Origin of the sequence: Falsibacillus pallidus, from assembly GCF_003350505.1 — a bacterium.
Lineage (GTDB): Bacteria > Bacillota > Bacilli > Bacillales > DSM-25281 > Falsibacillus > Falsibacillus pallidus.
In genome coordinates this window covers 18,290-29,492 of the sequence record NZ_QQAY01000025.1, presented here as the reverse complement: position 1 = coordinate 29,492, position 11,203 = coordinate 18,290, and the positions used below count along the sequence as shown (strand labels likewise).

Below are 11,203 nucleotides of genomic sequence, written 5' to 3'. Positions count from 1 at the left end.
ATATCACAAAAGGGCATACTTTTTTGTTTTTTATTTTAAAGATTTTTAGGGTTCTAAGATTTTAAGGAGCCATCGCAGAGCGATTTCGTTCTTCTTGCGTTTCCTTAAAATAATGAAGCACGAGAACCGTTCCTCTGCTCCACTTCTAAAAAATCCATTCTCAAATTAAACTGAGAATGGATTTAAAGTTTTTCAGTATTATCTTTAATCTTTGAAACTATTTCTTGGAACGTGTATTTATGATTAACTACATCAACTGTGAAGTCCTGTTCTTCTTCAATTCCCATTTTCCATTGATAATGGTTTATTTTTAAGAAAATAATTAACGATGCTAAAGCAGTTCGTTTATTTGCATTATGAAAAGCATGATTCTTTGCAATTGATTCAAAAAGAGCAGCTGCTTTTTGATGGATTGTAGGATACGCATCACTGCCAAATACTGATTGTCTCGGGCGATTTAGAGCTGAGTCAAGTAAATGTGGATCTTTTACACCTGTTTGCTCAGCTGGAGAATATAGACGAATTTGAACAGTATTTATAGCAATCACCTGGTTAGTAGTTAAATAGATGACCTCATCCATCATCTATCCACTAACCCTTTAAATGCTTTATCATGTTCTTTAATTACATCATTTAAAATATCCATGAATTCTGCATCCACGCCTTCTGGAAGTTTTAACTGTTCTTTTTTTCTTAAGACAATTTTCCCATCGATAACTTCAACTTGAACTTCATCTCCTTGAGCTAGACCAACTTGCTTAAGTAAATCAATGGGAAGGGTGATTCCAAAACTATTTCCAATCTTAGTTACTTTTCTCTCGAATTGTTCCATAATATCACTTCCTCGTTATAATTGTTATTACGATTATAACATATCTAGAAATTGTTATGAACCACGTGGAAGGTGCCGGTATTATTTCTTTAATATATAGAACCCTAGAACCACTACTGCTTTACATTCAAAGAAAAAAGCCTGGGACTAATCCCAAGCTTTTCACATCTCATATTAAAAATCAGCATTACCCGGTGTACGTGGGAATGGGATGACGTCGCGGATGTTCTTCATTCCAGTCAGATACATCACAAGACGCTCGAATCCGATTCCGTAGCCTGAATGCTTCGTACCGCCGTATTTTCTAAGCTCAAGGTACCACCAGTAGTCTTCTTCAGACATGCCAAGTTCTGTGATTCTGCTTGCAAGGACGTCTTCTCTTTCCTCACGCTGGCTTCCGCCGATCAATTCTCCGATGCCAGGAACCAATAGGTCAGTCGCTGCAACGGTTTTGCCATCCTCATTCGCTCTCATATAGAACGCTTTGATTTCTTTCGGATAGTCAGTTACATAGACAGGACGCTTGTAGATTTCTTCGCTCAGGTAGCGTTCATGCTCTGTCTGCAAATCTGTACCCCATTCAACAGGATAGTCGAATTCCTTGCCAGAGTTCTTCAATAATTCAACCGCTTCTGTATACGTCACTCGTCCGAAATCGGATTTCAATGCATTTTCCAATCTTTCAAGAAGGGTCTTATCAATGAAGCTGTTAAAGAACGCCATTTCTTCCGGTGCCTCTTCAAGAACGTAGTCAATGACATACTTGACCATTTCTTCGCCAAGGTCCATGATGTCCGGTAATTCGGCAAAAGCAACCTCAGGCTCGATCATCCAGAATTCTGCTGCATGGCGCGCCGTGTTTGAATTTTCCGCACGGAACGTCGGACCAAATGTATAGACGTTGCGGAAAGCAAGTGCATAAGCTTCTGCATTCAACTGGCCGCTTACGGTTAAGTTCGTTTCTTTTCCGAAGAAATCAGCACTTTCATCCACTTTGCCGTCTTCACCTTTTGGTAGCTGGTTCAAGTCCATGGATGTTAAACGGAACATTTCGCCTGCGCCTTCAGTATCGCTTCCAGTAATGATCGGTGTATGCACATAGACGAATCCTTTTTCCTGGAAGAATTTATGGATCGCATAGGATGCTAAAGACCTGACTCGGAACACAGCTGAGAACGTATTGGCTCTCGGACGCAAGTGTGCGATTGTGCGAAGGTACTCAAGGGAATGACGCTTTTTTTGCAGCGGATAAGCTGCGTCAGACAAGCCTTCTACCGTGATTTTTGTCGCTTTGATTTCAAAAGGCTGCTTCATTTCAGGAGTCGGAACGAATTCTCCTTCTACTAATACAGAAGAGCTGATCGGAAGCTTTGTGATTTCCTTAAAGTTTTCAAGGGTATCCTCAAAAACAACTTGGACACTCTTGAAGAATGATCCGTCATTCAACTCCATGAATCCGATGGTTTTGGAATCGCGAAGCGTACGGATCCAGCCTGAAATTTGAACCGTTTGGTCTTGATATTTTTCTTGATTTCTAAACAGATCTTTTACTACGGTCTTTAACATGATGAACCTCCTAAATGTTTTTTTACATAAAAAAAAGCCTTCTATCCCACCAAAAAAGGGACGAAAGACTAACCTTCCGCGGTACCACCCAAATTGCCATAACATGACCAACTTTACATACCCCAGTCCGTAACGTGCTGGCAACGTCTAAGCCTACTCGGGACATCCCTTTCGGTTAAAACTCAAAGGTGTTCTTCATTCATGCCTCATCGCCAGGCTTCCACCGTCCCCAGCTCGCTATCGAATATAGCAAAAATTACTTTCCTTTTCATCGATTTAAACTATGTAGTTTTAAATTGGATTTTTATTTTAATAATTTATCACAAAAGATGATACAGTGTCCAGTTGCCTATGGAGAAATATTGTGACTCAAGTCCCCAGTGCGTTAAAGTATTCCACCACCACTATGGTTGATGGTCAAGATAGTTCTCTTAATGCTTTTCTTACAGCAAAACAGATCGCAGCTCTAGTATTTCTGATACCACTTTAAGCGGTCTATGGGCTGAGTCTATTGGGATGCTATTTTCATTCACCCAAATAGCTTCCATCCCCATCTCCATCGGGCCGACCACATCGTGTGTCCAAGAATCCCCTATAAATACAGCTTGTTCCGGCAGGTTTTGGAAATGATTCAATGCTGCCCAATATAATTCAGGATCCGGTTTCCTATAGCCCAGTTCCTCAGCTTGAAAGACATTATCCTTCGTAAATAGGTGAGATAATTTCAAACTGGAAATCTTCATCATCGGATCGTAAAGAGCATTTGTAACGATTGCCAGTTGATAATGCTTTTGGAGATCATCTAACAGGGCAGTGAGATTTTTATTTTCTTTAATGCAGCTCATCCCTGACTGCAAGAAGCAACCATCCAATTCGTCGATGACCTCCTCTTCTGGAAACATTTCAAAGTAAGATAATGCGTGCTTCCATCTTGCTCTCCTGAATTCATGCGGGGAAAGTTCCCTGTTTTTAAAACGGGTAATCAATGGCTTTGGAACCTGCAACTTTTTTTCGAGAAACAACATTGGATCAATATGCTTAGTTAACGCGTGAGATTGAATCATTTGGATGATCCCTTCTTTAAACCAATCTCCGCTCAAAAGGGTCTCATCCAAATCAAACAATAATAATTTATAATCCTTCAATCTATCTTCCCCCTGTTTAAACCTTTCTTGATTTAAATTACTGGAAAACATTCATCATCAGAAAAGCGAATGCACAAATAATTAATTGATTGTTAAAGAGAATTCAATATAAATCATGGTAAAATATGGTACTATTAATTTATCAAAATCTTCGATTTAAACATCTAATTCGATTAATAGCAGTTGTTGTATATTAAAGGGGGAATATCAATGAAAATTGAAGCGGTTTTTATTGACCGTGATGGAACTATTGGTGGTACTGGACACTTTATTCATCCGAAAGATTTCTCCCCATTTTCGTTCAGTAGAACTGCATTACAAATGTTAAAAGATAATAATATTAAGATTTTTGCTTGTACTAATCAACATAGAATTAGTAGGGGCGAAGCTACTCTCGATGATTTTTACAAGGAATTTCAATCATATGAGTTTGATGATGCCTTTATTTGTCCTCATAGTCCAGATGATGACTGCATATGTCATAAGCCAAAACCAGGAATGCTTTTGGAAGCATCTAAAAAATATAAATTAGATTTAACAAAAACTGTATTTATTGGTGACGTTGGTTCAACTGATATGATGGCAGCTCATTCCGTGGGAGCAACGAAAATTTTGGTGCTTACAGGATGGGGATATGGTTCCCTTAATCAATACAGGAAAGAATGGGCGGAAATTGAACCAGATTATGTTGCTGAAGACCTTTTAGACGCTATCAAATGGATCATAAGCAAAAACAAAGAATAATTTATTCTTGAATTAACGGCGAGGTTTGACAAACCAATAATTTAAAATAGAACTTCTTAATTTCGGAAGTTCTATTTTTATTTCTATTATCATCATCAAACTATAACATAGCCAATTTTAATAATCTACTAAATATTGGGATTTATAAAAATCCCCCCGACAAAAAGAATAGCAGGAAAATAAGTACAATCAATAGAAGTACTTATTTAACAACCTATGTAAGGAGATCTTATTACTTTGAACATTTTAACTCTGATTTTAAGTTATTTAATCGGCTCCATCTCATTTGCTTTAATCGTCGGAAAGGTCTTTTATAAGAAAGATATCCGGAATTTCGGCAGCGGGAATCTTGGTGCAACAAATACATATAGGGTTTTGGGCATAAAGGCAGGAGTGATTGTGGCGATTCTTGATATTTTAAAAGGGACAATTTCTTGCTTCCTCCCCCTTTTGCTTAGTGCTTCCGTGAACCCTGTCATATGCGGGTTGTTAGCCATAGTGGGGCATATCTTCCCTGTTTTTGCTCGTTTTAAAGGCGGTAAAGCTGTTGCAACAGCAGCCGGTGTTTTCTTATTCCTGGCGCCATGGGGTGTTCTGGTTGGATTTGTCGTGTTTGTGCTGACTCTTGTCTTCACAAAGTATGTATCACTCAGCTCCATGCTGGCTTCTCTAGCCTTATTCTGCTACAGCCTTCTATTTGAAGATAAAATGATCATCGGAATTACTTTATTAATATGCGTCGCGATTATCATTCTTCACCGCCAAAATATCAAGAGGATCCTAAATGGGACAGAGAATAGAATTGTGGAGAGGTATTGATTCCCACATAAAAACCGCCGGCCACCAGCCAGCGGTTTTCCTCTATTATATGTGAACCTTAATCCCATACTCCTCAAGCCAGCCATTCACTTGGATGAGATAGTCAAACAGCCCTCTTACACTCGTGTCAGGCATGTCGGATTTTCCGTCGGCGATGTACCTGACCACTTCTGCATCGATCAATGATTGAATCGGTGCTTCCGGGTCGTCCAAAATCCGGCGCATCCATTCCGTTACACCTTTCAGATAGGCATCGTCTTTTGTGCTCGGATAGGCGCTTTTCCTTCTGTAGCGCACGTCCTCAGGCAGATAGTCCGCGAATGCACGGCGGAGAATCCCCTTCTCGATATCATCAATGTTCTTCATGGATGATGGGATGTTCCACAGGTACTCGACCAACCGGTAGTCGCAGAATGGAACGCGGACTTCGAAGCCCGTCATCATGCTCGCACGGTCCTTACGATCCAGCATGAATGGCAGGAAGCGCGTGATGAACATATAGGACATCCTTCTCTGCTTCGCCTCAGTCTCGTCTTCTCCTTCCAATACAGGAAGCTCCTCCAGGGCATCTTGGTATTTCTTTTTCTGATAGGCAGGGATATCAAGCTTTTCCCTGATTTCCTTCTTCAATACCTTCCCGATGCCTCCGATATTGAGCAGCCACGGGAACACATCGGCATCCAGGAATTTCTCCTGATGGAACCATGGATAGCCGGAGAACACTTCATCGGCCGACTCTCCCGATAAAGCGACCGTCGCGTTTTTCTTCATTTCCTTGAACAATAAGTATAGGGAAGTTTCGATTTCCCCCACTCCCGGCAGATCCCGGGCTTTCATTGGGATAAGGAGGTTGTTGACCAACTTCTCTGCTGGAAAAACGACAGACGTGTGGTCGGTTCCAACATACTCGGATACCTTCTTCACCCAAGGTTCATCGAGATCCCTGCGGAGGAAATCCTCTTTGAAATCAGCGTCGTTATTCACGAAATCGATGGAATACGTAGAAAGCGTCTTTCCGTTCTCCTTGTATTCTTTCCCAGCCATCGCAGTCAGTCCGCTTGAATCAAGTCCGCCGGAAAGCATGGAAACAAGCGGCTTATCCGAAATGAGCTGGCGGCTGACCGTATCTTCCAAAAGAGATTGGATCGTCTCGACCGTTTTGTCCACATCATCGGTATGCTCTTTGCTCTCAAGCTTCCAATATTGTTTCGTTTGCTGGTCTTCTTTTGAAAAAATCATATAGTGGCCAGCTCGAACCTCTTCAATATCTTTGAAAATGGCTTTGCCCGGCGTACGCATCGGTCCGAGTCCAAATACCTCTGACAAGCCTTCTTCATCAAGCTCTGGCTTCACATCAGGATGTGCGAACAGCGCCTTTATTTCAGACCCGAAAATGACCTGGTCCCCGCGTTTACAATAGAATAATGGCTTAACACCTAAATGGTCGCGGCCAAGCATCAATCGTTCCTTGTTCTTGTCCCAAATCGCAAATGCGAAGATCCCATTCAGATGGTCGACGCACTGCTCCTGCCATTGCAAATACGCATGAAGAAGCACCTCCGTGTCCGACTCAGTATCAAATTGATGACCCAAAGAAGTGAGTTCTTCCTTCAACTCGCGGTAGTTATAAATTTCACCGTTATATGTAAGTACAACATCGTTTTCGGAATCCTTATAGAGCATTGGCTGCTTCCCGCCATCAGGATCGATGACAATCAGTCGCCGGTGTCCAAGTGCGGCATGGCCGTCGAGCCAAAACCCCTCAGCATCCGGTCCCCTGTGTCTGATCGCATCCGTCATCTGCTTTAACATCCTGTTTTCTTCAGAAAGATCTTTTGTCCAATCAATCCAACCTGCAATTCCACACATACCTTATGCCTTCTTTCCAGAAATATTCATGAATGGCGCCCTCCATGTTCACTTAGAAAACAATGCATCGTTATGACCACATACTAAACCTTCCAAAAAATGAAGGCAAACAATCCCCTTTGAAAAAAGAGAAAAAATGTCAATGGTCCAAAATAATTTCCATTAAAATCCTATATACTCGAGTATTTCGACTCACTAAGGAAGCATGCTTCCTTTCCCTGCTAACTCTGAGTTTCGGTTTTACATATACCAGCAGCAAATAGAAATAATTATGTATATAAAAGAAAAAAGCATTGCGAAATGCAATGCTTAGTATCATAACAATAAAGTCATTAAATTTTTCGAGCTTTATTTTTTCCAAATGCCTCTTTTAGACGTTTATTTGTTTCGTCAAATCTCTTTCCTTTTGCTTCAATGTATTTTTCAGCAGCATTTTCTTTACCGGAGGCAACGTGAATAATTTTTTCATCCTCATTACGAACAACATGTATACTCATTATTTTATCCCTCCAAGTAATTTTATGGCGAAATCACGAAATAAAGATGGCTCTGTCTCAATTATATCACGCATGATATCTTCTTTAAAGCGTTGCACTGTCTCTTCCGACCAAAATGAATCAATTGGATAATGAAAACATATTACATAATGACCTGATTTTATAGCAAGGTATAATTGCCTTTTCTTTTCATTGTAAAACAATTCTGGGTTTTCACTTTCAAATGCTGTGACTACATAGGAAGTAGAATCATCTAAACTGAAGGCAATATTATCATCACTCGCCATACCAGACGAAGCGATTAATTGAAGCTTACCCTCCGTCTCCTTGTATAGTGTGCTCCCAGAACATGATTCATATTCTCCAAGCAGTTTTTCAAACACTGTTCCAGGTTTTGAATAAATGCTGCCTTTTTTCAAGAAACGCTGTAAATATTCTAGAAACATTCGTGGATTACTCAGTTCACCTTCATGAAGATATTCAATAATCCTGGAAGTGAATTCTGCATGTTTTCTATATGTCGGCCCTTCAGAAATTTGTTCATCAATCTCAACTTTTAAGGCAAGATACTTGCTCCCCTTGCGAAATAAGTCGCTAAAATATCTTTTTATAGTTTTTATTGTATCTACCCCAAGTGATATTTGTTCAAGATAATATCCCTTTTTATAAATATCATATAAAAATCCCCACACATAAGAATCAATACTACCTGAATTCTCAGGATGTTTCTTCCACGCTTCCTCAGCGATATTTCTATAGGTGTCAGGGTCCATCCCTTGGTTCTTCTTTTTGTACTCTTCAACCATTTCAGCAATCATAAATCTCAAATCATACCAAAACAAACGGTAAATCTCGTCTTGAACAAACACAATTATATGCTTATTATTTTGATGTGCAGCCTGAAATTCACAATGAGTGACTGTGGCTTTGTAAGAATCAAGGTAATTTCCAGACTTATGAGATACAAATAACAAGAATATATCGCTCTTAACCACATGTTCCAAGCAATTTTCAACTAACTCTTGTGGCGGCCAAGGTCCAAAGTCTTTTTCATACATTTGGGGAAAGTGTTCCATTACTTTTAATTCTGAATGCACTTGCTCTCTTAACTGACTTAAGCCAGTCTCAGCTGCAGAACTAATAAATACTTTTGCTGGTTCAGCCATTAAAACACCTCATTATGATGAATTACATAACATAATTCGACACCGCTCCTTAAATTCCTTTATATTCCAATTACTTATCTGTTTTTATTTTGTTTCCCACACTAGCCGGATTCAGTTTTATGCGAGAGCTAATCATCACAAATTGTTGTATGGTATTTGATATACTAATATCATCCATAATTTTGAAGGGCGGTATGCTTGAATGTTGAATGATGTAGAAGTGATTGTTTTTGATCTCGATGGGACGCTGTATGAGGATATCCACCATTTTGACTACTATGCTTCTCGCCTCGGCGAGAAGCTTGACCCCATTAATAGGAAACGTTTCGAAGAGGATTATCAAACGTTTAAAGAAAATCGGCTGCCGTTGAAAATCGGTACGGTCTATGATGTGAAGAATGATTTGGTTTTGAAGCAAAACGGCGGCAAGGTGCTGGAGGCTTTTGATTGGTTCGGAGAAAAACTTTCGGAAGAGAAAATTGCTGAACTGTATCCGCAGGAAATTGTGTTTGATTTTGATTCAATGCTTAATGTCGGCGATCTTTGGTGGATCCCCGTCTCAATTGCACGGCACTACGGCTTGTCGAGTGAATTGGCTCATCAGTCCTTCCTTCAGACAAGGGAATATATGATGACGAATGATTTTCAAATGGAGGAAATCGAGGGTTTCAAAGACGCGCTTCAATCCCTTAGCCAAAGCAAAAAATTGGTCCTTTTTACAAACTCTCCGCAAAAGGACAGCGAAGTTATTGTTACCAAGCTTGGATTCCTGGACTACTTTGACTACAAAATATTCGAAGGAAGAAAACCGGTGAAAACGGAGGCTGCATTAAGGAAAATCAGCGACCATTATGGGGTGCCTTTTTCAAAAATTCTCTCTGTCGGCGACAATGCCATCAACGAAATCTACCCTGCACGGAAGTTGGGCTGCCAAACCATCTTGATTGACGGGCATGACTACGGCGATCCATCGCAAGCGGACTATGTCGTAAAAAATATAAGCGGCGTTGTGGAGTTGCTTGAGGGGCTTTGCTAAAAAGGGCCTGACCCTCGGTACTGTGAAGCTTTAACGCACCGGGGGTCAGGCCCTCTATTATTTCTCCACCATAGAAAGAAGCATCTTCTGCATATCTTCTTTTGAAACCAGGTCGCCAATCATGACAATGTAATAGCCTTTTTGTCCGTTTGCGGCAGGGACTTTCATCATCATGCGCTGGACATTGGTGTCGCTTGGGTGATTATGGTTGATTGTGTAGCCGTCTACCGTGTAGGTATCATAGTCTTCTGCATACCAGCCGGCGTGCGGCAATTCGCTCTCGAGGGTAAGCGGCAGCTGTTTAATATAAATGCCGAATTCCCCTTTTTGATATTTGATTTTTACCATAGGATCTTGATCTGGATGGCTGTCCGTTGTTTTCCCTTCTTCAGATACGAGTTTGTAGCCTTCGGGGATGTAGGTTGGTTTCACAACCGGGAAGTCTGCAATCTTTTTGGAATCCTCGAATGAAAATTTAGTGGCAGCATATACTTTGTCTTCCAACGGAATAAGCTTTTCTTGGATTTCATCATATTTTTTTTGTTCATCCGCAGATAACAGCTCAGGATTCAACCGGATGGAATCGCCATCCTTGACGCTCATTTTTTTCTCCAGATCGAGCGTTTCATTTTTCAGATTGCTGTATTGTTTAAATTCTTCTGGGGAAAGGGTCTTTTTGGCCATTTGAAAGTGAGCCTCTAATTTCCCCATATCTTCTTTTGTCGCCTCTGGGACCACTTGCTTAAGCTCCTGTTCCGATCCGAATATTTTGGTGATCAGGGATTCCCCGGCGTCGACAATATAGGAGCTGCCGAAAGCCCAGGATGATCCGATAATCATAACGGAGGCTGCTGAGGCCAATAGAACCTTTTTTGCCAGGTTGTTCTGTTTTTTAGGAGGTTCCATCTCCTGTTTTGCTTTTTTCACGCCCCGTATCGCTCTTTCATGAAGTTCTTTCGGGATTTCTATTTTTTCAATTTCACTTTTGATCCGGTTATTCATTAACCTTCGCCCTCCTTGATTTGCGCACGTAGTTTATGGAGTGATCGATAAAGAATGGATTTCACAGTCCCTAATGGAACCTTCAGAATCTCTGAGATTTCTTGAAAGGTGTACTCATGATAAAACTTTAAGAGGACAATATTCTTTTCATTTTCCTGCAGCGTCTCTATCAATTCTTTCAGCGATAGGGAGAGCGGGATGTCCTCTTCGTCTTGCATGAGTGATTCTGTGTACTCACTGTTGAAATAAACGACCTTCTTCTTCTTTCTGACCATATCTGTTGCACAGCTCATCGTAATTTTGATCAACCATGTTTTGAAAAACGCTGGATTTTTAAGAGACTTGATCTTTTTGAAAGATTTATAGGCGGTTTCCTGCACCACATCGAGTGCATCCTCTTGATTTTTCACATACACATAGGCGACGCGGTATATATCGACTTCATATTCTTGAAATAGCTTCAGGAACGCTTGTTCATCCCCATTTTGAGCAGCGGCCACCAACTCAATCATCAACATCACCCACTT

At 40.6% G+C, this 11,203-nt stretch carries 12 protein-coding genes and 1 other annotated feature; of the genes, 3 read left to right on the top strand and 9 right to left on the bottom strand.

What is annotated here, in order from left to right; translation table 11 throughout:
* Nucleotides 1–182: 182 nt before the first annotated feature.
* The 4 genes from DFR59_RS19300 to DFR59_RS19285 all read right to left on the bottom strand — a co-directional run bounded on the left by DFR59_RS19300 (nt 183) and on the right by DFR59_RS19285 (nt 3,543).
* Complete coding sequence (locus DFR59_RS19300) at nt 183–584, bottom strand: type II toxin-antitoxin system death-on-curing family toxin (protein WP_114747300.1); 402 nt, start codon at nt 582–584, stop codon at nt 183–185.
* Nucleotides 581–832: an AbrB/MazE/SpoVT family DNA-binding domain-containing protein gene (locus DFR59_RS19295; protein WP_114747299.1), complete on the bottom strand. Its 252-nt coding sequence runs from the start codon at nt 830–832 to the stop codon at nt 581–583. Before DFR59_RS19295 ends, DFR59_RS19300 begins: the two co-directional genes overlap by 4 nt.
* Nucleotides 833–1,006: 174 nt before the next feature.
* The gene (gene asnS / locus DFR59_RS19290; RefSeq protein WP_114747298.1) at nt 1,007–2,398 is read right to left on the bottom strand and encodes an asparagine--tRNA ligase; all 1,392 of its coding nucleotides are present in this window, start codon (nt 2,396–2,398) and stop codon (nt 1,007–1,009) included.
* 53 nt (nt 2,399–2,451) lie between these two features.
* Nucleotides 2,452–2,679 (bottom strand) — a binding site (T-box leader).
* Nucleotides 2,680–2,841: 162 nt separating this feature from the next.
* Complete coding sequence (locus DFR59_RS19285; protein ID WP_245948538.1) at nt 2,842–3,543, bottom strand: HAD family hydrolase; 702 nt, start codon at nt 3,541–3,543, stop codon at nt 2,842–2,844.
* A 210-nt stretch (nt 3,544–3,753) separates the two neighbouring features.
* On the opposite strand from DFR59_RS19285, the gene DFR59_RS19280 reads away from it, so the two are divergent.
* Nucleotides 3,754–4,287, top strand: a complete 534-nt coding sequence (locus DFR59_RS19280) for an HAD-IIIA family hydrolase (RefSeq protein ID WP_114747296.1) — start codon at nt 3,754–3,756, stop codon at nt 4,285–4,287.
* 237 nt (nt 4,288–4,524) lie between these two features.
* A complete protein-coding gene (gene plsY / locus DFR59_RS19275) occupies nt 4,525–5,106 on the top strand; it encodes a glycerol-3-phosphate 1-O-acyltransferase PlsY (protein ID WP_114747295.1) in 582 nt (193 codons plus the stop codon).
* Nucleotides 5,107–5,151: 45 nt separating this feature from the next.
* Here plsY and asnB read toward each other — a convergent pair whose 3' ends face one another.
* From asnB to DFR59_RS19265, 3 genes are all read right to left on the bottom strand, one after another.
* Complete coding sequence (gene asnB, locus DFR59_RS19270) at nt 5,152–6,975, bottom strand: asparagine synthase (glutamine-hydrolyzing) (protein ID WP_114747294.1); 1,824 nt, start codon at nt 6,973–6,975, stop codon at nt 5,152–5,154.
* Between the two features lie 332 nt (nt 6,976–7,307).
* Nucleotides 7,308–7,472 (bottom strand): hypothetical protein, encoded by a 165-nt coding sequence (locus tag DFR59_RS20180; protein ID WP_158538444.1) that lies wholly within the window; start codon nt 7,470–7,472, stop codon nt 7,308–7,310.
* Nucleotides 7,472–8,638: a DUF4062 domain-containing protein gene (locus DFR59_RS19265; protein ID WP_114747293.1), complete on the bottom strand. Its 1,167-nt coding sequence runs from the start codon at nt 8,636–8,638 to the stop codon at nt 7,472–7,474. The genes DFR59_RS20180 and DFR59_RS19265 overlap by 1 nt, the downstream gene beginning before the upstream one ends.
* Before the next feature lie 202 nt (nt 8,639–8,840).
* Between DFR59_RS19265 and DFR59_RS19260 the strand changes: the two genes are divergently transcribed.
* Complete coding sequence (locus DFR59_RS19260; RefSeq protein WP_114747292.1) at nt 8,841–9,674, top strand: HAD family hydrolase; 834 nt, start codon at nt 8,841–8,843, stop codon at nt 9,672–9,674.
* A 57-nt stretch (nt 9,675–9,731) separates the two neighbouring features.
* Here the strand turns inward: DFR59_RS19260 and DFR59_RS19255 are convergent, their stop codons facing one another.
* A complete protein-coding gene (locus tag DFR59_RS19255; protein ID WP_114747291.1) occupies nt 9,732–10,676 on the bottom strand; it encodes a hypothetical protein in 945 nt (314 codons plus the stop codon).
* On the bottom strand, nt 10,676–11,188 hold the full coding sequence (locus DFR59_RS19250; protein ID WP_245948537.1) for a sigma-70 family RNA polymerase sigma factor: 513 nt from the start codon (nt 11,186–11,188) through the stop codon (nt 10,676–10,678). The genes DFR59_RS19255 and DFR59_RS19250 overlap by 1 nt, the downstream gene beginning before the upstream one ends.
* Between the last annotated feature and the right edge of the window lie 15 nt (nt 11,189–11,203).

Bases quoted from the DNA above. Each gene is read 5' to 3' on its own strand.
- DFR59_RS19300 (WP_114747300.1), bottom strand. From the start codon at position 584: ATGATGGATGAGGTCATCTATTTAACTACTAACCAGGTGATTGCTATA.
- DFR59_RS19295 (WP_114747299.1), bottom strand. From the start codon at position 832: ATGGAACAATTCGAGAGAAAAGTAACTAAGATTGGAAATAGTTTTGGA.
- asnS (WP_114747298.1), bottom strand. From the start codon at position 2,398: ATGTTAAAGACCGTAGTAAAAGATCTGTTTAGAAATCAAGAAAAATAT.
- DFR59_RS19280 (WP_114747296.1), top strand. From the start codon at position 3,754: ATGAAAATTGAAGCGGTTTTTATTGACCGTGATGGAACTATTGGTGGT.
- asnB (WP_114747294.1), bottom strand. From the start codon at position 6,975: ATGTGTGGAATTGCAGGTTGGATTGATTGGACAAAAGATCTTTCTGAA.
- DFR59_RS20180 (WP_158538444.1), bottom strand. From the start codon at position 7,472: ATGAGTATACATGTTGTTCGTAATGAGGATGAAAAAATTATTCACGTT.
- DFR59_RS19265 (WP_114747293.1), bottom strand. From the start codon at position 8,638: ATGGCTGAACCAGCAAAAGTATTTATTAGTTCTGCAGCTGAGACTGGC.
- DFR59_RS19260 (WP_114747292.1), top strand. From the start codon at position 8,841: ATGTTGAATGATGTAGAAGTGATTGTTTTTGATCTCGATGGGACGCTG.
- DFR59_RS19255 (WP_114747291.1), bottom strand. From the start codon at position 10,676: ATGAATAACCGGATCAAAAGTGAAATTGAAAAAATAGAAATCCCGAAA.
- DFR59_RS19250 (WP_245948537.1), bottom strand. From the start codon at position 11,188: ATGATTGAGTTGGTGGCCGCTGCTCAAAATGGGGATGAACAAGCGTTC.